This is a genomic window from Streptomyces sp. NBC_00203 (assembly GCF_045206325.1).
Taxonomy (GTDB): Bacteria; Actinomycetota; Actinomycetes; order Streptomycetales; family Streptomycetaceae; genus Streptomyces; species Streptomyces lutosisoli.
Window position 1 is genome coordinate 4,664,242 of sequence record NZ_CP108126.1, and the last position, 22,210, is coordinate 4,686,451.

General features: G+C 69.7%; 17 protein-coding genes and 2 pseudogenes. 9 read left to right on the forward strand and 10 right to left on the reverse strand.

Annotation, left to right across the window (positions count from 1 at the left end):
* Nucleotides 1–241: 241 nt before the first annotated feature.
* Nucleotides 242–1,099 (forward strand): helix-turn-helix transcriptional regulator, encoded by an 858-nt coding sequence (locus OG975_RS20845; RefSeq protein ID WP_327429525.1) that lies wholly within the window; start codon nt 242–244, stop codon nt 1,097–1,099.
* 281 nt (nt 1,100–1,380) lie between these two features.
* Nucleotides 1,381–1,578: a DUF397 domain-containing protein gene (locus OG975_RS20850; RefSeq protein ID WP_327429526.1), complete on the forward strand. Its 198-nt coding sequence runs from the start codon at nt 1,381–1,383 to the stop codon at nt 1,576–1,578.
* A 104-nt stretch (nt 1,579–1,682) separates the two neighbouring features.
* Here the strand turns inward: OG975_RS20850 and OG975_RS20855 are convergent, their stop codons facing one another.
* A complete protein-coding gene (locus OG975_RS20855; protein WP_406330816.1) occupies nt 1,683–2,522 on the reverse strand; it encodes a hypothetical protein in 840 nt (279 codons plus the stop codon).
* A gap of 93 nt (nt 2,523–2,615) precedes the next feature.
* Between OG975_RS20855 and OG975_RS20860 the strand changes: the two genes are divergently transcribed.
* The 3 genes from OG975_RS20860 (at nt 2,616) to OG975_RS20870 (ending at nt 7,337) form a co-directional block, all read left to right on the forward strand.
* Nucleotides 2,616–3,401, forward strand: coding sequence for an SDR family oxidoreductase (locus OG975_RS20860; protein ID WP_406330818.1), 786 nt, complete (start codon nt 2,616–2,618; stop codon nt 3,399–3,401).
* 350 nt (nt 3,402–3,751) lie between these two features.
* Nucleotides 3,752–5,320 (forward strand): sodium:solute symporter family protein, encoded by a 1,569-nt coding sequence (locus OG975_RS20865; RefSeq protein WP_381260350.1) that lies wholly within the window; start codon nt 3,752–3,754, stop codon nt 5,318–5,320.
* 277 nt (nt 5,321–5,597) lie between these two features.
* A complete protein-coding gene (locus OG975_RS20870; protein WP_406330820.1) occupies nt 5,598–7,337 on the forward strand; it encodes an NAD+ synthase in 1,740 nt (579 codons plus the stop codon).
* 430 nt (nt 7,338–7,767) lie between these two features.
* Here the strand turns inward: OG975_RS20870 and OG975_RS20875 are convergent, their stop codons facing one another.
* The gene (locus OG975_RS20875; RefSeq protein ID WP_406330822.1) at nt 7,768–8,883 is read right to left on the reverse strand and encodes an ADP-ribosylglycohydrolase family protein; all 1,116 of its coding nucleotides are present in this window, start codon (nt 8,881–8,883) and stop codon (nt 7,768–7,770) included.
* A 144-nt stretch (nt 8,884–9,027) separates the two neighbouring features.
* Here OG975_RS20875 and OG975_RS20880 point away from each other — a divergent pair, with 144 nt between their 5' ends.
* On the forward strand, nt 9,028–10,476 hold the full coding sequence (locus tag OG975_RS20880) for an FG-GAP-like repeat-containing protein (RefSeq protein WP_406330824.1): 1,449 nt from the start codon (nt 9,028–9,030) through the stop codon (nt 10,474–10,476).
* A 91-nt stretch (nt 10,477–10,567) separates the two neighbouring features.
* On the opposite strand, the gene OG975_RS20885 is transcribed toward OG975_RS20880, so the two are convergent.
* The 7 genes and pseudogenes from OG975_RS20885 to OG975_RS20915 form a co-directional block, all read right to left on the reverse strand.
* Entirely contained in the window at nt 10,568–10,792 is a 225-nt protein-coding gene (locus OG975_RS20885; protein ID WP_406336793.1) for a hypothetical protein, read from the reverse strand.
* Nucleotides 10,793–10,860: 68 nt separating this feature from the next.
* Nucleotides 10,861–11,208, reverse strand: a pseudogene (locus OG975_RS20890) (ADP-ribosylglycohydrolase family protein); the annotation flags it as partial.
* Between the two features lie 124 nt (nt 11,209–11,332).
* The gene (locus OG975_RS20895; RefSeq protein WP_406330825.1) at nt 11,333–11,593 is read right to left on the reverse strand and encodes a hypothetical protein; all 261 of its coding nucleotides are present in this window, start codon (nt 11,591–11,593) and stop codon (nt 11,333–11,335) included.
* Nucleotides 11,590–11,937, reverse strand: a complete 348-nt coding sequence (locus OG975_RS20900; RefSeq protein WP_406330826.1) for a DUF6247 family protein — start codon at nt 11,935–11,937, stop codon at nt 11,590–11,592. The genes OG975_RS20895 and OG975_RS20900 overlap by 4 nt, the downstream gene beginning before the upstream one ends.
* A 119-nt stretch (nt 11,938–12,056) precedes the next feature.
* A complete protein-coding gene (locus tag OG975_RS20905; protein ID WP_406330827.1) occupies nt 12,057–12,899 on the reverse strand; it encodes a helix-turn-helix domain-containing protein in 843 nt (280 codons plus the stop codon).
* 246 nt (nt 12,900–13,145) lie between these two features.
* Nucleotides 13,146–13,406, reverse strand: a pseudogene (locus OG975_RS20910) (ATP-binding protein); the annotation flags it as partial.
* Nucleotides 13,407–13,441: 35 nt separating this feature from the next.
* Entirely contained in the window at nt 13,442–16,843 is a 3,402-nt protein-coding gene (locus OG975_RS20915) for a tetratricopeptide repeat protein (RefSeq protein ID WP_406330828.1), read from the reverse strand.
* A 108-nt stretch (nt 16,844–16,951) separates the two neighbouring features.
* Here OG975_RS20915 and OG975_RS20920 point away from each other — a divergent pair, with 108 nt between their 5' ends.
* Together OG975_RS20920 and OG975_RS20925 are read left to right on the forward strand one after the other, a co-directional pair.
* Nucleotides 16,952–17,413 (forward strand): prevent-host-death family protein, encoded by a 462-nt coding sequence (locus tag OG975_RS20920; RefSeq protein WP_406330829.1) that lies wholly within the window; start codon nt 16,952–16,954, stop codon nt 17,411–17,413.
* Nucleotides 17,410–17,763, forward strand: coding sequence for a hypothetical protein (locus OG975_RS20925; protein ID WP_406330830.1), 354 nt, complete (start codon nt 17,410–17,412; stop codon nt 17,761–17,763). Before OG975_RS20920 ends, OG975_RS20925 begins: the two co-directional genes overlap by 4 nt.
* Before the next feature lie 6 nt (nt 17,764–17,769).
* On the opposite strand, the gene OG975_RS20930 is transcribed toward OG975_RS20925, so the two are convergent.
* The gene (locus OG975_RS20930; RefSeq protein WP_406330831.1) at nt 17,770–20,373 is read right to left on the reverse strand and encodes a bifunctional FO biosynthesis protein CofGH; all 2,604 of its coding nucleotides are present in this window, start codon (nt 20,371–20,373) and stop codon (nt 17,770–17,772) included.
* Nucleotides 20,374–20,652: 279 nt separating this feature from the next.
* On the opposite strand from OG975_RS20930, the gene OG975_RS20935 reads away from it, so the two are divergent.
* Entirely contained in the window at nt 20,653–22,206 is a 1,554-nt protein-coding gene (locus OG975_RS20935) for a CehA/McbA family metallohydrolase (RefSeq protein WP_406330832.1), read from the forward strand.
* Nucleotides 22,207–22,210 lie beyond the last annotated feature (4 nt).

The following is a 22,210-nucleotide window of genomic DNA, read 5'->3' on the forward strand; positions in this document are numbered from 1 at the left end:
GGGGCGATGAGGCCGTACGTCCGGACGACGACACGGCCCCACCGCCCCGCGCGGCCGCATGTGCGCGAGCGCCGACGAGGGACCGGGCAGGCGTACATACACGCCTATACACGCCGGATCCCTGAACTGGCGCGTACCCAGCGCATATCCGCTGTTTCCCAGCGGTAGAAAGCACCTTGGTGGCAGTCTGCTCAACAGCAGATACGCAAAGTAGAGGCCCGCAGCCGGAGGTGCACGTCCCGTGGCGTCCAATGTCAATCCCACCGTCCGGCGGCGCCGGCTGGGCCAGGAGCTGCGCCGGCTCCGTGAGCTCAAGGGCATGACGGCCGAAGAGGTCGCCGAGCGGCTCCTGGTCTCGCAGTCGAAGATCAGCCGTCTGGAGAACGGGCGGCGCAGTATCAGCCAGCGAGACGTCCGCGATCTGTGCGGGGTCTACGAGGTGGACGACCACCGGATCGTCGACTCCCTGATGCAGATGGCCAAGGACTCGCGCCAGCAAGGCTGGTGGCACTCCTTCGGCGACATCCCGTACAGCGTCTACATCGGACTGGAGACCGACGCCGCGTCACTGCGCGTCTACGACCCGCAGGTCGTCCCCGGACTCCTCCAGACCCGGCCGTACGCCGAGTCCCTGATCGCGGGAGCGCTGCCCGAGACCGCGCCCGGCGACATCGACAAGCGCGTCCAGGTACGGCTGAAGCGGCAGGAACGAATCTCCGCCCCGGACAACCCGCTGCGGCTGTGGACCGTCCTCGACGAGGCCGCACTGCGCCGCACCGTCGGCAACCGCTCCCTCATGCGCGACCAGCTGGAACACCTCGTCGAGCAGTCCCAACTGCCGCACGTCACCGTGCAGGTGATCCCCTTCGACATGGGCGCACACCCGGGGTTGAACGGCCAGTACGCGATCCTGGAGTTCCCCGACGCGGCCGATTCCAGCGTCGTCTACATCGAGGGCGTCACCAGCGACCTGTACCTGGAGAAGGCGAACGACGTCCAGAAGTACAGCGTGATGTACGAGCATCTGCGGGCGCAGGCCCTGAACGTGGAGCAGTCGCGTCAGTTCATCGCGGACATCGCGAAGGAGTACGCGCGCTGAGAGGCGTGGGGCGGCCCAACAGGGGTACCCGACGAGAAGGTGCCGGACAATACACCTTCGCCACGTCGGCGCGGAAGACCCCACTGGAATATGCCATCCAGTCGAGTGAATAGTCGCTTCGCCAGCCGATGTTGGCGAGTAGCGTCGATCACGCCACCGAACAACAACGTTGGCGCAATCCGAGCTGCGGGTTCCGGAACGAACCCGCAGCACGGTGACAGCGCGTCGACGGAGACCGGCGGCAGCCACTCACCGATGAACGACTGCTTACTGGAGCGATCATGGCAATTCAGCAGGGTGCCACCGACACGTGGACCAAGTCTTCCTACTCCACCGGCAACGGCGCCTGCGTCGAGGTCAAGTCCCCGGTCCTCGCGGCGATCGACGTACGGGACTCCAAGGTGACCCAGGGCCCCACACTGGCGTTCCCCGCCGACGCGTGGAACGCCTTCGTCGCCGAGGTGAGCCGGGGAGCTTAAGACCTCACCTGACTCATGACCCACCACAACTTCATAAGACTCACTGACAGAGCCCTCTCGACTGGCCCGCCGTCCCGGCCGAGGGGGCTCGGCATTGGCCTCGGCTACCGAAGCAGGTCCACGTACCGATCCGTCCCCGGTACGGTCGGGATGAATGGAGCCACCAACTCCACCCGCCCCAGGCCTGATTCGGCCACCTCCGCATCCAAGCCCGTGAAGAAGCCCTCCCAGCACTCCCGGGGGTCCGCCTCCAGGAACCACAGCAGGGTCAGCCGCGTATCCACACCCTCGACCTGCTTGACGTACGTCATGCGGTCGCCGGGGAGGGGGGTCGGGCGGAAAAGGGTGACCATGGCGGCAGGGGAACCCGCCAGGCGCTTCGGGAGGTGGCGGGAGCGCAGCCACTCCAGCAACTCGGCGCGCTGCTCGGCGGATTCGGCGTCGATGACCTGGACGACCAGGCCCGCGTACAGGTGGTCGAGGGCGTGGAAGTCGCGGGGGCCGGCGGCACCGTCGCGGTAGACGGTGGCCTCGTGGTCCTGGAAGGCCGTGAAGACGTGCGTACGGTCCTGGTAGACGCGGCCGTCGCGATTCAGCCGCTTGTTGATGCCGACGGTCCACTTCATGTGGTCGTCGTAGCGGCCGTCGGTGACCCAGTACGTGGAGATGTAGCAGCCCGCGGTGACGGGCTGGGCGACCGCCGACTTCTCCGGGTAGCGCAGGAGTTGGAGGTCGCGGGTCGCCACCCAGCGGCGCCCCGCGTACATCCAGGGCATCGCCATCGCACCGGCGTAGTAGTGGTCGTCCTCGTACCAGCGGTTGTACGCGTACTCGTGACCCGGGTGCGGTTCGACCATGGTGATCAGGGCGTGGCCCGGGTGGACGCCGTACGGGCCGAGGGCGGCCAGTTCCGCGTAGGTGTCACTGCGAGTCTCCTCCGACATGACGATCCCCTTCCTTCTTCCGCCGGACGCCCATACTCTGACGCTCCGTCAGACAATGCGCCAGACTCCGTACGGGACTCAGGGAGGCCGCCGATGTCACTGCTCGCTGGCAAGACCGTCGTGGTGTCGGGAGTGGGGGCCGGTCTCGGCCATCAGGTCGCGGCGGCCGTGGTGCGTGACGGGGGCAATGCGGTGCTCGGGGCGCGCACGGAGGCGAATCTGGCCAAGGCGGCGGCCGACATCGATCCGGACGGCGCGCACACGGCGTACCGGGCGACGGACATCACGGACGAGGGGCAGTGCGAGTCGCTGGCGGCGCTGGCCCTCGACCGCTTCGGGCGGATCGACGCGGTCGCCCATGTGGCCGCCTGGGACAGCTACTTCGGCGGCCTGGAAGACGCCGACTTCACCACCTGGCAGTCGGTCATCGACGTGAATCTGCTCGGCACCCTGCGGATGACCCGCGCCTGCCTGCCCGCGCTGAAGACACGCGGCGGCTCGGTCGTCATCATCGGCACCCAGTCGTCGGTGGCCGCGCCGAGCCAGGTGAGCCAGGCGGCCTACGCGGCGTCGAAGGGCGCGCTGACGAGCGCGATGTACTCCATGGCCCGGGAACTCGGCCCGCACCGGATCCGGGTCAACACCGTGCTGCCCGGCTGGATGTGGGGCCCGCCCGTCGAGGCGTACGTACAGTTCACCGCCCACACCGAGGGCGTACCGGAGGCGGACGTACTGAAGCGGCTCGCCGAGCGGATGGCCCTGCCCGAGCTGGCCACGGACGGGGATGTGGCGGACGCCGTGGCGTTCCTGGCGTCCGACCGGGCGCGGGCGATCACGGGGCAGTCGCTGCTCGTGAACGCCGGCGAACTCATGCGGTAGGTACGGGCGCGGCTCCCTTCCCAGGCGCACGGGACCCGCATCCCGTACGGCTGTCGGTCTGTCACTGCTGTGTCGTCGCTGCTGTGGGTAGGTCTGACGAAGTGCCCGCTCATCGTGTGTTCCACGTCACGAGCACGACAACAGCCGTACGGGTAAAGTAGAAGCAAAATCGTTCTGCTTTCTGATCTGTGTTCATATCTGTGACCGCAGGAGGTCTTGACCGGCTGGTCGGACCAGCGGTTCAATCCCCGAAGTCCCCGCTCCCGCAACGGGGGCGCCGCCCATGTGCGTACTGGCGAAGTGCCGTCCGGTATCTGCAAGTTCACAAGGCGGACCCCTGGAGGGGGCACATGAACGGTCTCGACTGGGCCGTCCTGGTCGCGTACTTCGGCGTCATGACCGCGATCGGTGTCTGGTCCCACAAGCGTGTGGACGATGTCAGCGACTTCTTCACCGCGGGCGGCAAGATGCCGTGGTGGCTGTCCGGCATCTCGCACCACATGTCGGGCTACAGCGCGGTGATGTTCACCGGATACGCCGGCATCGCGTACACGTACGGCATCACGTCGTACGTCACCTGGGCGCTGCCCATCGCCATCGGCGTGGCCATCGGCGCCAAGGCGTTCGCGCCCCGCCTCAACAGGCTGCGCTCGCGACTGCACGTCGCCTCACCCCTGGAGTACCTCAAGGACCGCTACAACGTGCCGACGCAGCAGGCGCTCGCCTGGTCCGGCATCCTGCTGAAGATCGTGGACGTCGGCGCGAAGTGGGCCGCGATCTCGACCCTGCTCACCGTCTTCACCGGGGTCACCCTCACCCAGGGCATCCTCATCACCGGCAGCATCACGGCCGTGTACTGCACGATCGGCGGACTGTGGGCCGACGCGCTCACCGAACTCGGCCAGTTCGTCATCCAGTTGCTGGCCGGTGTCTCGATGCTGGTCATCGCGCTGAACAAGATCTCCGACCAGGGCGGCCTGTCCAAGGCGCTGGACTCGCCGAAGCTGAACGGTCACGCGGACGGTTTCGCGGGCCCGTATCTGACGGTGTTCTTCATCGCCTATCTCTTCATCAAGCTGTTCGAGTACAACGGCGGCATGTGGAACCAGGCCCAGCGCTACATGGCGACGGGCAGTGCCAAGCAGGCCACGCGGTCCGCCTTCCTCTCCGCAGGGCTGTGGTTCGTATGGCCGGTGATCCTCTTCATCCCCATGTGGCTGTCGCCGCTTCTGGTGACGGCGAAGAAGCCCGACGGGTCGGACGCGTACGGCCTGATGACCGAACAGCTCCTCCCCCACGGCCTGTTGGGCCTGGTGGTCGTCGGCTTCTTCTCCCACACGATGGCCATGTGCTCCTCGGACGCCAACGCCATCGCGGCCGTCTTCACCCGGGACGTGGCGCCGGTGCTGTCGAAGGCCGCGCGAGCCTGGGACACCCGGGCCGGTCTGATCGCGGGGCGCGTCACGACGGTCGCCTTCCTCGGCTTCTCCATGGCGGTCGCGACGCAGGTCAACTCCCCGGCCTTCAAGGACATCATCACGGTCGTCATCAAGTGGGTGGCCGGCCTGATGGGCCCGATCGCGATCCCGTTCATCCTGGGCCTGCTCCGTCCGTTCCGTAAGTCCGGCCCGACGGCGGCCCTGACCAGCTGGGCCTGCGGCCTGCTCGCCTTCTTCTTCGTCAACTACAACCTGGACTTCTCCCAGCGCACCGATGTGAAGCTGGAGTACCAGGTCTCCGTCCCCATGGCCATCTCCCTCGTCCTGTACATCCTCATCGGCTTCCTGAAGCCCGAGGACACGCCGGAGCGGGACGCGATCATCGAGAAGATCAACACCGATGACGACGACGGGGCGATGGGGTTGGCGATCCCGACCCAGGCGGACGGGGCGGACACGGCGAGCCCGTCTGGCGTTTAAGTCGGCGGTGCGTAGGGGTTGTTCTTTGGCTGCGGGACGGTGGGGGCTGGTCGCGCAGTTCCCCGCGCCCCTAAAAGACTGCGCAGTTCCCCGCTCCCCTAAAAGGGCGCGGGGAACTGCGCGAACGGCCCCCACCGTCCCGCAGACGACACACAACCCAGGGGGGGTCTGGGGGCGCAGCCCCCAGGAACGGGATGGGACGGGTAGGGGCGGCGGGGGCGAGGAAGGTTGGGCGGATCGAACCCCATTGCGTCGGTGTGACGATTACAGTGGGCGGGTGCCTCAACTTCGCCTCGCCATGAACCAGATCGACTCGACGGTCGGCGACCTCGTCGGAAACGCGGAGTCGATCGTGCGCTGGACCCGGCACGCGGCCGAACGGGGAGCCCACCTGGTGGCGTTCCCCGAGATGGCGTTGACCGGCTTCCCCCTGGAGGACCTCGCACTGCGGTCCTCCTTCGTGGAAGCAAGCCGCACCGCACTGAACGCCCTCGCGGAGCGACTGGCCGACGAGGGGTACGGGGAACTCCCGGTCGTCGTGGGCTACGTAGACCGCAGCGAGGCACGCCCCGGCGCACCCCAGAACGCCGCCGCCGTCCTGCACCACGGCAAGGCCGTACTACGCCTCGCGAAGCACCACCTGCAGAACTACGGAGTCTTCGACGAGGTCCGGTACTTCGTGCCCGGCGACACGCTCCCCGTCGTACGCGTGCGCGGCATCGACGTCGCGCTGGCGATCTGTGAGGACCTGTGGCAGGACGGCGGCCGCGCGCCGGCCGCCCGGGCCGCCGGGGCAGGTCTGCTGCTCTCCATCAACGGCTCGCCGTACGAGACCGGCAAGCACGGCGACCGCCTGGAAGTGATCCGCAGGAGGGCCCGTGAGGCCGGCTGCACGGTGGCCTACCTGACGATGACGGGCGGCCAGGACGAACTGGTCTTCGACGGCGACTCCATCGTGGTGTCGGCGCACGGTGAAGTCATCGCCCGGGCACGGCAGTTCGAGGAGGGCTGCACGCTGGTCGACCTGGAGCTCCCCGCCGCCGCCGAGGAACCGCCGAGCGGTGCGGTCGGGGACGGGCTGATGATCGACCACCGTACGATCTCGGCCGAGCCGCTGCCGTCGTACGAGGTCGGGGTGCCCGGCCCCGGCGCGCACGTGGCGCGCCTCGATGACGACGAGGAGATGTACACGGCCCTGGTCGTGGGCCTGCGCGGGTATGTCGCCAAGAACGGCTTCCGCAGCGTGCTGATCGGGCTGTCCGGCGGTATCGACTCGGCCCTGGTCGCCGCCCTCGCCTGCGACGCCGTGGGGGCGGCCAACGTGCACGGGGTGGCCATGCCGTCGGCGTACTCCTCGGAGCACTCGGTCGCCGACGCGCAGGAACTGGCCCGGCTGACCGGGCTGAACCTCCGGACCATTCCGATCGCGCCGATGTTCGACGCGTACATGGGGTCGCTGGGGCTGACCGGCCTCGCCGAGGAGAACCTTCAGTCACGGCTGCGCGGCACGGTGCTCATGTCGCTGTCCAACCAGGAGGGGCACATCGTGCTCGCGCCCGGCAACAAGAGCGAGCTCGCGGTGGGTTACTCCACGCTGTACGGCGACTCGGTGGGCGCCTACGCGCCGATCAAGGACGTCTACAAGACCTCCGTCTTCGCCCTGGCCCGCTGGCGCAACCGGACCGCACGGGAACGCGGCCACACCCCGCCGATCCCGGAGAACTCCCTCAACAAGCCACCCAGCGCCGAGCTGCGGCCGGGTCAGGTCGACACCGACTCCCTGCCCGACTATGCGGTGCTGGACCCGATCCTGGCGCGCTACGTCGACCGCGACGAGGGGCGCGCGGCGATTGTGGCGGCGGGATACGACGTCGAGCTGGTCACCCGGATACTGCGGATGGTCGACGCCGCGGAGTACAAGCGACGGCAGTTTCCGCCGGGTACGAAGATCTCCCCCAAGGTCTTCGGCAAGGACCGCCGCCTCCCGATCACCAACCGGTGGCGCGAGTCCGCGTGACGCGGGGTCGGTTGGGTGGGGGTTGATTGTCGGCTGCGGGTGGGTGGGGGCTGGTCGCGCAGTTCCCCGCGCCCCTGGGGTGGGTGACCGTTGTTCTTTGACCGCGGGACGGTGGGGGTTGCTCGCGCAGTTCCCCGCGCCCCTGGGGTGGGTGACCGTTGTTCTTTGACCGCGGGACGGTGGGGGTTGCTCGCGCAGTTCCCCGCGCCCCTGGGGTGGGTGACCGTTGTTCTTTGACCGCGGGACGGTGGGGGTTGCTCGCGCAGTTCCCCGCGCCCCTGACGGCTCGGGGCTGCGCCCCGTCGCCCCCGGCCCGCCCCCGGTCGTTTGTCTTTTGTCTTTTAGGGGCGCGGGGAACTGCGCGACCAGCCCCCACCCACCCGCAGCCAAAGAACCCACCCACCCGGGGTCGAAGGGGCACCCCTCGGTGTCAGCCCCGTGGGTAGCGGGCCAGCCAGCCCGGTGAGGAGCCGCCCGGGCCGTGGAGGGCCGGGCCCTGGGTCATCTCCATCGCGAAGTCGTCGGCGAGGACGAGGATGGTGGGACGGCCCTCCAGCTCGGCCAGCCAGGCCGGTGGGAGGGCAGTCTCGCCGTGCAGAGCGCCCAGCAGCCCCCCGGTGAGCGCACCCGCCACACCGGAGGCCCCACCCTGGTTCACCGCGAGGCACAACCCGTGCCGGATGTCCTCCCCGACCAGCGCGCAGTACACCGCGACCGCCAGCACCCCCTCCGCCGTACCGTCCCCGGCGAGTTCCTCCACCCGCCCCGGCGACGGCATCCCCTGCCGCACGGCGCCCAGCGCGTGCTGGAGCGCGTCGGTGACGGGCTCGTGCCCCGGTCGCGCGGCAAGCACCGCCAGCGCCCGCTGCACGCCCCCGTCGAGGCTCTCGCCACGGGCCAGCGCGTGCACGATCACGGCGTACGCGCCCGCCGACAGGTACGCGGTGGGGTGCCCGTGGGTCTGCGCCGCGCACTCCACGGCGAGCTGCACCACGAGCTGCGGTTCCCAGCCGACGAGCAGCCCGAAGGGCGCGGAGCGGGCGGCGGCCTCGGGCCCGGGCTCGCCGGGGTTCTTGGGCGCGTCCGGCGTGCCCATGGTCTCGTCGCCGAGGCCGAGCAGACAGGACCGGGCAGGGTCGCGGCGGGCGTACAGCCATTCCTCGCGGGCCAGCCAGCCATCGTCCTTGCGGCGCTCGTCGGGCCCCCAGTCGCTCTGGGTGGCCGCCCAGCGGCGGTAGGCCCGGTGCAGGTCGGTCGGCGGATGCCAGGCGCCGGTGTCGCGGCGCACCTGGGCACGGATCAGCCCGTCGACGCTGAACAGCGTGAGCTGGGTGAGGTGCGTGACCGCGCCCCGTCTGCCGTATCCGAAGGCCAGGTCGGTGAGACCCTCCGCGCCGTGCGCCTCCCGGATCTCCTCCAGACTGAGCCCGTCGAGCGGCGCGCCCAGGGCATCACCGACGGCAGCCCCCAGCAGCGTTCCGCGCACCCGGCTGCGGAAGTCCTGCTGTTCGCCACGGCCCCAGACGGCACCGGCTGTCGCACCCACCGAGACCTCCCCAGGAACCGCCCGTACGTCCGACAGCTCAGCACTGTAATCGAACGAGAACGGTCCGTTCAGGGCCTGTAGAAGCCCGGGAAACGATCGGAAGGTCACTCACGCCACAACCGTTTCGTACACCCAGTGGTCAACATGAACGACCAACGTACCGAGGACCAACAACAGGAGTCACCTGTGTCCCACCCCACACACCGTCGTACCGCCGCGGGCTGCGCCCTGCTCGCCGCGCTGCTGACCGCCCCCGTGACCCTGGCCTCCCCGGCCGACGCGGTCACGGCCGCGAAGGCACCGATCGTCGATTTCAACGGCGACGGCTACGCCGACCTGGCGATCGGCGCGCCCGGCGCCACCGTGTCGGGGATCTCCGAGGCGGGCTACATCTCGGTCGTGTACGGCTCGACGGCGGGCGCCGACACCGCTCATCCGAAGCTGATCACCAGGGCCACCAACGGGGTGCCCGGTGGACTCGCGGAAGGGGACGCCTTCGGCGCCCGGACGGCCGCCCGCGACCTCGACGGGGACGGCTACACCGACCTCGTGGTCAGCGGCTACCAGCACCCCGTGGTGCTGTGGGGCTCCGCGCAGGGCCTGAGCGGCGGCGCCGCGTTCGCCGGCACCACGTACCAGGCCGCCCCCGGCGACATCGACGGCGACGGGCACGCCGACCTGGTCGCCAACATCGGCGGCGCCCTGGAGGTCCGCTTCGGCCCCTTCACCCGCGCCGGCGTCCCCGCCCGCACCGACACGCTCGTGTTCGACGACGAGGACGGCCCGCAGGACTTCACCGTGGGCGACATGAACGGCGACGGCAAGGACGACGTCCTCACCACCCACGGCTTCGAGGAGATGTCGTACAGCTCCCGCTACTGGCAGGGCACATCGACCGGCCTCAGCAAGACCGCCAAGCCCACCGGCTACATCACGGTCGGCGGGGTGATCGCCGACGTGAACCAGGACGGCTACGGCGACTTCATCGCCCGCCAGGTCGACCACGTGTCGGAGATGCGGGAGTACGACGCGGGTGCGATCCGCGTCGTCTACGGCTCCTCGGCCGGCCCCTCCACCCGTACCGCGCTGATCACCCAGGACACGGCGGGCGTGCCCGGAGTGGGCGAGGCCGGCGACAACGACCAGAACTACGGCGACCAGTTCGGCTACGCGCTGGCGGCGGGCGACGTGACCGGCGACGGCTACCCGGACGTCGCCGTGGGCGTGCCCGGCGAGGACATCGGCTCCATCCGCGAGGCGGGCTCGGTGGTCCTCCTCAAGGGCGGCGCCTCCGGCCTGACCGGCTCCGGCGCCCAGGCCTTCAACCAGTCCACGTCCGGCGTACCCGGCGTCTCCGAGTCCGGCGACACCTTCGGCGCCTCGGTCCTCCTCGCCGACGTCAACGCCAACAACCGCGCCGACCTCGCCCTCGGCGCCCCCCACGAGGACGGCACCTACCAGGACTCCGGCGCCGTATGGGTCTTCCGCGGCTCGAAGACCGGCCTCACGACCACCAACATCACGTCCTTCGGCCCCAGTTCACTGGGTGCCCCGCAGAAGGGATCCCTGTTCGGCCTGGGCTTCGCACACTGACGGACGACTGACCCACACCCACCTCATCCTGCCTCAGCCGTACCAGGTCACATTGCAGACGCAGACGCACTCGTGACGTGGGGTTCGCACGTCATTCCGCGTAGCGGGCCCGGACCGCGTCGCGCGCCGCGGTGACCTCGGCCAGGCGCGGGGTGAGGCGGGAGAGTTCGGCGCCGGGGCTCTGGAGCAGTTCGGTGAGGATGTCGGTCATGTCCGCCAAGTCGTCCCAGTCGGGGTCCATGGCCAGGACTTCGGCCAGTCCTTGGTCGGCGTCGGTCCAGTCGGCGAGGGCCCAGCCGACGATGCACCGCCCCAACAGGCGTGTCTCCTCCTCCGGTTCGCCCGTGTCCAGAAGGCGTGCCAGCTCACGCCACAGGGGTTCCGCGGCCTCCAGTCGCTCTGGGTGGCCGCCCAGCGGCGGTAGGCCCGGTGGAGGTCGGTCGGCGGATGCCAGGCGCCGGTGTCGCGGCGCACCTGGGCACGGATCAGCCCGTCGACGCTGAACAGCGTGAGCTGGGTGAGGTGCGTGACCGCGCCCCGTCTGCCGTATCCGAAGGCCAGGTCGGTGAGACCCTCCGCGCCGTACGCCTCCCGGATCTCCTCCAGACTGAGCCCGTCGAGCGGCGCGCCCAGGGCATCGCCGACGGCAGCCCCCAGCAGCGTTCCGCGCACCCTGCTGCGGAAGTCCTGCTGTTCGCCACGGCCCCAGACGGCACCGGCTGTCGCACCCACCGAGACCTCCCCAGGAACCGCCCGTACGTCCGACAGCTCAGCACTGCAATCGAACGAGAACGGGCGGTTGAGGGCCCGGAACGGTATGCGGGATGTGACCGGAGTGACCACAAGTGGTCAGGTATCAGCCGTACCAGGTGACATTGCAGAGGTAGACACATGCATGGCGGGGTACGGGCAGAAAGCTGATGAAGCCACGCCCGCCAAGGATGTCGAATTCGCGCAACCCACCCTCGCGGTCGAGGGGTCTGCCGACTTTCACGGAGTCATGGCCGAGCGCAGCCAGTTCGATGGCCAGCCGCTCCACCTCTGCCACCACGCCCGTTGGCAGTCCATCGGTGACGTACTCGACACTTGGGTTGTAGTCCCAGGCCCAGTCAGTCACAGTCCCGCCTCCGCCTCGGCCGCCTCGCGGATCGCGCGGATCTCCGTGATGGCCTCTGCCGGATCCTGCTCCCCCGCGTCCACGATGCGCTCGAGTGCACGGAGCCGGGCGGCGCGTTCCGGGTGGCGCTCGATCGCCACGAACACGGCCCAGGAGTGCACGAAGGCCCGCAGCGGCGCGAGGCTCTGCGTCTGCTGCGCGTTCGTCGTGGCTTCGAAGAGGTGCTGTGTGAGGGCCGGGATCCGGCTCGGCGCGATCCGCGCGACCGCTGCCCGCAGCGCGTCCGGCGTGAGTTCGGGCATGGGGATCAGCGGTCCGTACGGGCCGTCGGTCTGGGCACTCACGGTGACCTCCGGTGCGGATGGGGCGGTCTTCGTACCGTACCGGCGAATTCGGCGGTGAGGTGCTCGGGCAGCGCTCGTCATCGGGCTCACTTCCGGGATTTCGATGCTCGGGGTGTTTTCTACGCCGCCGCCCCGCACGACCGACAGTCGCGGCAGCGGCCAGGACCCGGGGCGCGAAAGGCCCGGTCGCACCCGTCGCAGGTCTGGAACGGGTCCGGACGAAGCGAGCCGTGAGGGGCCGTGCTCCGTGGATGTGGTGCGGCGGGCAGAGGCGGCGGAAGCAGAGCGACGAGGCGGTGGGCGAGGAAGCGCGCCGGATGCCGGATCGGCTCCTGGGGCAGGCCGGTCATCAGGGTTCGCTGCACGACGGTGGCGGGCACTCCTCGCTCCAGCCAGGCGGCGACGGCCGGCGCCAGGCGGTATACATCCCGTTCGGTCAGCAACAGGCGTGAGTCGTAGGCGCGCAGGCCGGAGAGGAGATCGACCGCCGGGCGATGGCTCGGAGGTGCGGCTCTCGGATCCAGGGCAACTGGCAGCGCTACGGGAGCGACGAGAGGACCGGGAGCTGCGGAAGTATCGGCCGTGGGAGCCGCAGCCGAAGGGGCCACGAGCCGTGGCCTGTTGTACGAGATCGTCCGGGTCACCACCCGTCCGGACGGCAGCCGCTCCTTGATGCGGGCCAGATACCCGTGCGCCTCCAACTCCCGCAGGGCGGCGGCGATCCGGATCTCACCCTCGGGGAACCGCGCGGCCAGGGCTTTGATCCCGACGGGGGTTCCCTTGGGCAGCGACTGAATGTGGATGGCCAGACCGATCGCCATGAGGGACAACTCGGGGTGCTGGGCGAGGTGGTTTCCGACCACGGTGAACTGCTCGTGGTGGCGTTCGGTGACGTGGACGATTCCGGGTCCGGAAGGGCCGGACCGGGCGCGCGGGGGCGCGCTAGGCTGCTGTGCAGTCATCGGGAAGGTTCTGCTTCCTTGGTGATGAGGCCCTCGCACTGGGATTGCCGTCCCGGCGGGGGCCGAATTCTTGTGTGCGCCTGCTGTGCGCTTGTTCTGCGGTTGTTTCGCCGACGCTGCACCACAACACGGCTTCCGCGCCAGCCGAGTTGGCGATGTTCACCCCTGCGGGTGATTGCCGGGGTCGGTGGGGCTGGGTTGGTTCTTTCCCCGGTTCTTATTTCTTTGGCGTCGCGCTCGACCGGGTCACGGATCCACGCGATCCGGCGCGAGTTCGGCCCAGACGGTCTTGCAGTGGGCCGGAGCCTCGTCAACGCCCCAACGGTCCGCGTACGCCGCCACCAGCAGCAGCCCCCGCCCCGATTCCGCGCACTCCTCAACCGGGTCCGGGAAACGCGGGACCCGGTCGCCCCGGGCGTCGGTCACGTCGATACGGAGGGTGCTGTGGGCGTCGAGCCGGAGCGTCAGTCTGAAGTCGCGGCCCGGGACGCGGCCGTGCAGGACGGCTTCACGGACCGGTCATGGGAGGCGTCTGTCGAGACCTACTCCGCGTAACGGGACTGGAAGACATCACGGGCTCCGACGACCCGGGCCAGGCGGGATCGGACGAGTGCCGTATCGACGCCGGGGCAACGCGCCAGAAGGCTGAGTGAGTCGGCCAGGTGAGCCAGGTCCTCCCAGTCGTGGTCCACGGCGAGCGCTGCGGAGAGCGACGTGTCGGCCCCGCTCCACTCTCCAAGTGCACAACTGGGCAGTATCCGCCGGGTGTCCGGCGCGTCCGCGTCCGCCGTGGCGGTCCGTGCCTCGCGCCACAGGGGTTCAGCGGCCTCCGCGCCCTCCGTCAGACCCACCGTCAAGGCCAGCCTGACCGCTCCGTCGGGATGGTTCGCGTACAGCCAGTCGGCGAGCTGCCGAGTCCGTTCCCACCGGCCGGTCATGACGTCGGCGGCCCACATGGCGTCGACGTACCAGTAAACGCCCATGGCGGCCATGTTGCCTTTAAGGTCGCCGGTCGAGTGGATGCCTTCCAGCAGTCGCACCGCGTCGTCGTACCGTCCCTGCATCAGCAGGACATCAACGGTTCTGCCGCGCGCCCACTCGGTCTCGTGGCCGCGCTCAACACACTGGCCAAGGTCGGCGAGTGCGGGCTCAAGCCGTCCGATGGCGATGCATGTATTCGCGCGGGCCGCGTACAGGCCCGCCTGGTCCGCGCGAAGGGAGACGGCTCTGTTCAGGTCCCGCAGTGACTCGGAGTACTGCCGCAAGCTCAGATGGTTCCTGCCTCTGGCCCCCAGCACTGCCCAGTCGTCGGGATCGTGCTCCAATATGCGGTCGAGCTGGGCACCCAATTCGGCGTGCTTGCCCAGCGCGGACAGGGCGATGCTCCTGAGGTCACGATGATCGACATTGTCGGGTTCCCGTTCCAGCGCGAGGTCTGCGTCGGCCAGCGCCTCCTCGAAACGGCCGGCCTTGAGGTGAGCAACACTTCGCTGGTGCAAGGCCCGACTACCCGATGATTCAGCCGCGACAGCCAGACCAAGATCGGCGAACCTGCCCTCTTCATCGCCCAGGTCTCCGCGCAGACGAGCACGGTTCAGCAGTGCCCACACGTAGGTGGGCTCAAGCTCGATCGCGCGGTCGAAGGCCGCGAGCGCCTCCTCGAGGCGGTTCAGACGGAGGAGCGCGTCTCCGCGGCCGGCATGTGCCGACGCGTACTCCGCGTTCAGCTCGCAGGCCCTCCCGAGTTCCTCGACAGCCTCCTCATACCGGCCCACCAATCGGTAGGCGTCTCCTCGTTCGGACGCGATCCACGCACTGTCCGGTGCTGCCCGTACAGCACAATCGAGGTCTGCGAACGACTCATCGAACCGCCCCTGGCGGCGGTATACCTCAGCTCTGTGGGCGAGAGCCCACAGATATTCGGCGTCGATCTCCAGTGCTCGGTCAAAGTCCGCGAGCGCCCCGTCGTCGTCCCCGAGGAAGTGCTTGCTGTACCCCCGGCTTGCCCATGCCAACCGATCTGCAGGATCGAAGGTCAGCACACGGTCGAAGGCCGCCACGGCCTCTTCATGACGGCCCAGGTGCTGCAGAACGATGCCCCGGTCAAAGATGATCCAGGCGGTGTCGGGGCGCAATGCGTCGGCACTGTCCAGGTCCGCCAAGGCTGCAGCAGGCTCACGCAGCAGCGCGTGAAAGAGGCCACGCTCGTGGTACGCCCTCGCGGACGTCGGAGCCAGAGCGACGGCCCGATCGAACTCCACGAGCGCCTTCTCGTCCTCTCCCGTCTGCCGCAGTTCCCGTCCCCGCACCATGTGCGCCACGGCCCGGGTCTCCGCGTCGAGGCCTGCCCGGTCCAGCAACAACCCGAGCCCGCTCAGTACAGTGCCCGACTCTCCCGAGACCGCCGCGAGAAGGTCACGCCCCCATGCGCGGAGCGCCTCCGCGTCTGCGTGCTCCCCCGCGTCGGCCAACGCCTGCGCGCAGCCACGCGCCGCGACCGCATCTGCGCGGCAGGCTCCGACGAAATCCGTGAGCACCTGCCTCAGTGCCGTCTGCGGCCGTGCGCACAACAGGTGGTACGACTCTTCAAGCCTCAGCTCACGCCATGGCTCGTCGAGCCACCACTCGTCCGGTTCCAGCCCCTCTTCCGCCCCGGCACGCCATTCCCCGAACACCTCCGCGAGCCGTGCGTGCCGCTCGGCCCACTGCCGCGGCGACCGCGTCCGCTGCAGCCGGAGCATGGCAGTACGCACGACATCGTGGTAGCGGACGCGGCCGACCCGCTCGCTCACGAAGGGCATCCCGCGCAGCCACTCGTACGACCCCTCGGTCTCCCCGTCGTCCACGGTGGCCCGGAACACGTCCTCGTCCAGCTGCCGCGGCAGAGCGCACATGAGTGCGGCCTCCCGCCGCGCCGGATCGCGCTCCCACTTGAGGAAGCGCTCCACTGCGGTGGCCGTGGGGTCGTCGACCACACCCGGATTCTCGGCGAGAGTCGACACAAGCACCGGAAGGCACCCGGACAACCGCAGCACTTCTCGTACGACGCCCTCGTCCACCACTCCTCTCGCCGCCAGGAGTTGGCGTGCCTCGGACTCCGTGAACGGCTCCAGGGCGATCTCGGTGACGAACCCGGCGTAGTCCGCCCAGCGGGCGGGGTCGGGGCCGTGCTGGCCCGCCAGCGTGACGACCACGTTCGCGGGCAGTGCGCCGTACCGGTCCGTGGTGATGAGGTCGAGCAGCCAGGGATCGAGGAAGCGGGCGGTTCGCTCGTAGGTGTCGAAGAACAGCGCGATCCAGGGCGCGTAGCCGGCCACCCGGTCCAGCTCCGAGACGAAGACCGGGGTCAGGGCATTCAGCGGCTCCAGGACCAACTGCACATCGTCGTGATTCCGGAAGCGCGCGCTGAGCGCCGCCCTCAACCGGTCTGTGCCATAGGCCACTTGGGCCGGGTCGATGGCTCCCGCGAATGCGCCCACGCCCGGCACCATGCCCAGTCCGATCACCCCCGCCTGGGCTACGGCCATGCTGCCCGCGGAGGGCGGCTGGGGCGCGCCAGGGTCCAGCACAGCCGACGCCGTCTCCGCCTCATGGCGGCGCTGCCGGTAGGCGGCGAGGAGTTTGTCGAGGGCCTTCAACTCCGCGCCCTGCTTGGCGAACTGCGCACTGATCGCCGCCAACACCTCCGGCACGCTGTTCACGGTCTCGTCCGTGCAGGCGGTGAGCGCCTTGCGCTGCGCAGCCAGGGCCTCCAGTTCACGGACCAGTGAGGACTTGCCGACTCCCGCCGTTCCGTGGACATGAAAGACGAAGCTGTGCCGCTCATCCTCCGGCGAGGTGTCGAAGTTGGCGCGGAAGAGGTCGAGCTCGTTGCGACGGCCGACGAAACCCGCGCGTTTACGGCGCCCGATCAGCTCCTGCATCGACGGTCGCGTCGGCCCCATCCGTCCCACCCCCGTAGCTGGTCCGACTGAATTCTCGCAGAGGGCCCGAGAGCCCGGACAGACACTCGACGATTGACTTCGGAATACGTTCCGAAGTACGGTGGGGCCATGTCCACTCCCACGGTCGCCTTCTCCGAGCTCTCGAAGAACTCGAAGCGTGTCGCGGACACGCTCGACCGGACTCAGCGTGTACACATCACACGCCGGGACGGCGAGGATCTCTACCTGACGACGGCACGCCATGACCAGCAGCGCGAGGAGACGGCGGACATCACGGCCCGCCTTCTGGCCGCCCTCGTGCGCAGCGATGCCGGTGAGCGGGCCATACTGCGGGCGCTTCCCTCAGTCTTTCCGTGGGTTCGTCATCTGTCGGCGGACGAGCTGAAGGAGTTCGTCGCTGAGCTCATCGACGCCACGTACGACGCGGCCCAGCTGGACGTCCATGGCAATCTCCACCGAGTCGTCGTCGAATGGCGCGCGACGGCACGTGTCCTCGCCGACCCCGAGCTCACCGCGCAGCTCACCCGTCGGCTGCCTGACGAGGACCACGGCGAGGTGACCGCGCCGTGAGCCCGAAGCGGGGCGACGACGTCGCCCCACCGCCGGTGGGCGGGGAATGGCGCCTGCGATTCGCGACGAACGAGGCGGCGAAGGGATGGGGCGAGCTGGGCGCGGAGGCGCCGGGCAACACCCGGCGCTGCTTCGAGGCGCTGCGCTGCGACCCGCTGTCCCGAGCGGATCCCGACCGTCAGCACCGGCTGCGCGGTCGTCTGGCCACGGGCAACCTTGGCGGCCAGGAGTATCCCCAGTGGGAGTACGAGGTGACGGCAGGCGGTCGCGTGCGCTATCTCGTCGACGAAACACGCCGCACCGTCCACCTCGTGTACGCGTCTACCCGCCACCCCAAGGACACCGAGTAGCCGTCCTCACGGAGACTCCAACACCGGCAACAGCTCCGGCAGATGCCCGTCGGAAGCCGCAGCCGCCCGCTGCCGCTCCCCCGCCACCTCCCCGTACAACGTCGTCCGCGGCTTCGCCGGACGCCCCGCCGCCTCCGCCACCGCGATGAGGTCCTTGACGGACTTGTAGGAGCCGTACGACGAGCCCGCCATCCGCGAGATGGTCTCCTCCATCAGCGTCCCGCCCAGGTCGTTCGCACCCGAGCGGAGCATCTCCGCCGCGCCTTCCGTCCCCAGCTTCACCCAGCTGGTCTGGATGTTGGGGATGTGGGGGTGGAGGAGGAGGCGGGCCATTGCCACGACCGCGCGGTTGTCGCGGGTCGTCGGGCCGGGGCGGGCGATGCCCGCCAGGTACACCGGGGCGTTGGTGTGGATGAAGGGCAGGGTCACGAACTCCGTGAAGCCGCCGGTGCGTTGCTGGATGTCCGCCAGGGTCCGGAAGTGGCCGAGCCAGTGGCGGGGCTGGTCGACATGGCCGTACATCATCGTCGAGGAGGAGCGGATGCCCAGTTCGTGGGCCGTCGTCACCACCTCGATCCAGGTCGCCGCCGGCAGTTTGCCCTTCGTCAGGATCCAGCGGACCTCGTCGTCCAGGATCTCCGCCGCCGTGCCCGGGATCGAGTCCAGGCCGGCTTCCTTGGCCGCCGAAAGCCACTCGCGGATCGACATGCCCGTGCGGGTCGCGCCGTTCACCACCTCCATGGGCGAGAACGCGTGCACATGCATGCCGGGGACCCTCTCCTTCACCGCCTTCGCGATGTCGAAGTACGCCGTGCCGGGCAGGTCGGGGTGGATGCCGCCCTGCATGCAGACCTCGACCGCGCCCACGTCCCAGGCCTGGGCGGCGCGGTCCGCCACCTGCTCCAGGGAGAGCGTGTACGCGTCGGCGTCCGTGCGGCGCTGGGCGAAGGCGCAGAAGCGGCAGCCGGTGTAGCAGACGTTGGTGAAGTTGATGTTCCTGGTGACGATGTAGGTGACGTCGTCGCCGACGGCCGACTTGCGCACGTCGTCCGCCACCCGGCACAGGGCGTCCAGCGCCGGACCGTCCGCGTGCAGCAGGGCGAGGGCCTCGCCGTCGGTCAGGCGGGTCGGGTCGTCCGCCGCCGTCGCGAGCGCCGCCCGTACGTCCGTGTCGATGCGGGACGGCACCATCCCGGGCGCGGCGGCCTCGCGCAGCGCCTCCCAGTCGCCGTACACCGCGTCAAAGTCGTCGCGGCGGTCGGACGTACGCCCCTCGGTGTCGATCGTGTGGTGCAGGTCGGTGCGGCCGGAGGACGTGAAGGCTTCCTCCGGCTCCTGCCACGGATGCCCCTCGACCACCGCGTCCTCGCGGGCGAGGCCCGTCTCCGGGTCCGCCAGCGCCCGTACGTGCGGCAGCAGCCGCGGGTCCAGCCAGGGCTCACCGCGCTGGACGAACTCGGGGTACACGCAGAGACGTTCCCGCAGTTCGAAGCCGGCGGTGGCCGAATGGGACGCCAGCTCCTCGATCCGCGGCCACGGGCGCTCGGGGTTCACATGGTCGATGGTCAGCGGCGAGACCCCGCCCCAGTCGTCGATCCCCGCGCCGATGAGCCGCCCGTACTCACTGTCGACCAGGTTCGGCGGCGCCTGGAGGCAGGCGCTCGGGCCCATGATGTGCCGGGCCACGGCCACGGTCGCCACCAGCTCGTCCAGTTCCGCGTCCGGCATCCCGCGCATCGCGGTGTCCGGCTTGGCGCGGAAGTTCTGGATGATCAGTTCCTGGATGCCGTGGTACGACCGCGACACGCGGCGCAGCGCGAAGAGTGAGTCGGCGCGCTCCTCGTACGTCTCGCCGATGCCGATCAGCAGCCCGCTGGTGAAGGGGACGGAGGAGCGGCCGGCGTCCTCAAGAACCCGCAGCCGTACGGCGGGCTCCTTGTCGGGGGAGCCGTAGTGCGGCCCGCCCGGCTCGCTCCACAGCCTGGTGGCCGTCGTCTCCAGCATCATGCCCATGCTCGGGGCCACCGGCTTCAGCCGCTGGAAGTCGGTCCACGACATGACACCCGGGTTGAGGTGCGGCAGCAGACCCGTCTCCTCCAGGATGCGGATGGAGATGGCCCGTACGTACGCGATCGTGTCGTCGTACCCGTGCGCGTCCAGCCACTCGCGGGCCTCCGGCCAGCGGTCCTCCGGCTTGTCGCCGAGGGTGATGAGGGCTTCCTTGCAGCCGAGTTCGGCGCCGCGGCGGGCGATGTCGAGGACCTCGTCGGGGGACATGAACATCCCGTGTCCGGCGCGGCGCAGCTTGCCGGGCACGGTCACGAAGGTGCAGTAGTGGCATTTGTCCCGGCACAGCCGGGTCAGCGGGATGAAGACGCTCTTCGAGTACGTGATGACGCCGGGGCGGCCCGCCGCCGCCAGGCCCGCGTCCCGCACCCGCGCTGCGGACGCGGTCAGGTCGTCGAGGTCAGCGCCGCGCGCCTGCAACAGCACCGCCGCCTCGGCGACATCGAGCGCGACGCCGTCCCGCGCACGCTTGAGCGCGCGCCGCATGGAGTTCGCCGTCGGCCCGGTTCCGGGACCGGTTCCGGGAGTCGCGGAAATCGTCATCCTTCGAGCATACGGTCGCGGTGATCAGGCATTACAGGGCCCGGCCGTATTCGTCGGGGGCCGCAGATCGTTACACAGCGCCACTGGCGGGGGGCGTCCGCGCCGACCAGGCATGGAGGCTCAACAGGTGTCGTCCTGCTGTCGTTCTGCGCGACACGTGCCGATTCCCTTCCCGTGCACCTGTGTTCACGGCTGGATACGAGGGTTGTGCGGGCCCCACCCGCACCTCGAATATGTCATGCCACTGTCACGCTCACTCGACACCCCGGGAGCCGCAGCATGTGCGAGGACGACCACGGAAACGTCACGGGAAACGTCGAGGGAATCCTCGTAGCCAGACGCGCGCTGTTCGTGACGGGGGCAGCCGCCGCGCTTACGTTGGGAAGCGTGACCTTCGCGAGCGGTGCCGAGGCCGACGACGCGGCCGACGGCGACCAGGAGACCCGGACGGTGCGCGGCACCCTGCCCATCGGTTCGCCGGACTTCGTGTACGTCCCGGTCGAAGTCCCGCACGGCGTACGGGAGATCAAGGTCGCGTACACCTACGAGAAGCCCTCCGTCCCGGCCGGCACCGCGGGCAACGCCCTCGACATCGGCATCTTCGACGAGCGCGGCACGGAGGCGGGCGGCCGGGGCTTCCGCGGCTGGTCGGGCGGGGCGCGCACGGAGTTCTTCCTCCGCGGCGACGACGCGACGCCCGGCTACATCCCGGGACCGGTCAGGGCGGGGACGTGGCACATCGCGCTCGGCCCGTACACGGTGGCGCCGCAGGGACTGCCGTACGAGATCACAATCACCCTCACGTACGGGGAGCAGGGCGCGACCCCGAAGCCGGTGTACCCGCCGTCGCGCGCGAAGAGCCGCGGCCGCGACTGGTACCGCGGCGACTGCCATCTGCACTCCTGGTACTCGGACGGCCGCCGCACCCCGGCGGAGATCGCGGCGCTGGCGCGTGCCGCGGGCCTGGACTTCATCAACACGTCCGAGCACAACACCCACTCCTCGCACCCTCATTGGGCGGACCAGGCGGGCGACGACCTCCTGATCATGCTCGGCGAGGAGGTCACGACACGCAACGGCCATGTGGTCGCGCTGGGAACCGACCCCGGCACCTTCGTCGACTGGCGCTACCGGGCCCGCGACAACCGCTTCGGCAAGTACGCGCGCCAGATCCGCCGCGCCGGAGGTCTCGTCGTCCCCGCCCATCCGCACGCCACCTGCGTCGGCTGCGGCTGGAAGTTCGGCTTCGGGGAGGCGGACGCCGTCGAGGTGTGGAACGGCCCGTACACCCCCGACGACGAGGTCACCCTCGCCGACTGGGACAACATGCTGGTCGCCTCCGCCCGCACCGGCTCACGGGACTGGATCCCGGCGATGGGCAACAGCGACGCCCACCGCGACCCCGACCCCGTCGGCACCCCCCAGACGGTCGTCCTCGCCGACGACCTGACCCGCGAGGCCATCCAGGACGGCATCCGCGCGGGCCACTCGTACGTGGCCGAGTCGAAGCTGGTCTCCCTGACCTTCACGGCGACTGGTACGAAGGGCGAGCACGCGGGCATCGGCGAACGGCTTCCGGTGGACGCGGACACCCAGGTCACGATCCGCCTGGAGGTCACCGGCGCACCCCGCTGCACGGTGCGCTTCGTCACCGATCAGGGGGTGCTGCTCACGAGCGCGCCGCTGCCGGTGTCCGGGGGCGGGACCGTGGAGTGGAGCACTACGGCGGCGTACGCGGCGTATGTGCGGGCGGAACTGCGGCATGAGGTGGCGGTGGGGGCGCTGCCGGGGGCGTTGGCGGCGTTCACGAATCCGATCTTCTTGGGGCAATGATCAG

What these genes read in the sequence shown, in the direction of transcription:
- OG975_RS20850 (WP_327429526.1), top strand. Translation starts at nt 1,381, where the DNA reads ATGGCAATTCAGCAGGGTGCCACCGACACGTGGACCAAGTCTTCCTAC.
- OG975_RS20855 (WP_406330816.1), bottom strand. Translation starts at nt 2,522, where the DNA reads ATGTCGGAGGAGACTCGCAGTGACACCTACGCGGAACTGGCCGCCCTC.
- OG975_RS20860 (WP_406330818.1), top strand. Translation starts at nt 2,616, where the DNA reads ATGTCACTGCTCGCTGGCAAGACCGTCGTGGTGTCGGGAGTGGGGGCC.
- OG975_RS20865 (WP_381260350.1), top strand. Translation starts at nt 3,752, where the DNA reads ATGAACGGTCTCGACTGGGCCGTCCTGGTCGCGTACTTCGGCGTCATG.
- OG975_RS20880 (WP_406330824.1), top strand. Translation starts at nt 9,028, where the DNA reads ATGAACGACCAACGTACCGAGGACCAACAACAGGAGTCACCTGTGTCC.
- OG975_RS20905 (WP_406330827.1), bottom strand. Translation starts at nt 12,899, where the DNA reads ATGACTGCACAGCAGCCTAGCGCGCCCCCGCGCGCCCGGTCCGGCCCT.
- OG975_RS20915 (WP_406330828.1), bottom strand. Translation starts at nt 16,843, where the DNA reads ATGGGGCCGACGCGACCGTCGATGCAGGAGCTGATCGGGCGCCGTAAA.
- OG975_RS20920 (WP_406330829.1), top strand. Translation starts at nt 16,952, where the DNA reads ATGTCCACTCCCACGGTCGCCTTCTCCGAGCTCTCGAAGAACTCGAAG.
- OG975_RS20930 (WP_406330831.1), bottom strand. Translation starts at nt 20,373, where the DNA reads ATGACGATTTCCGCGACTCCCGGAACCGGTCCCGGAACCGGGCCGACG.
- OG975_RS20935 (WP_406330832.1), top strand. Translation starts at nt 20,653, where the DNA reads ATGTGCGAGGACGACCACGGAAACGTCACGGGAAACGTCGAGGGAATC.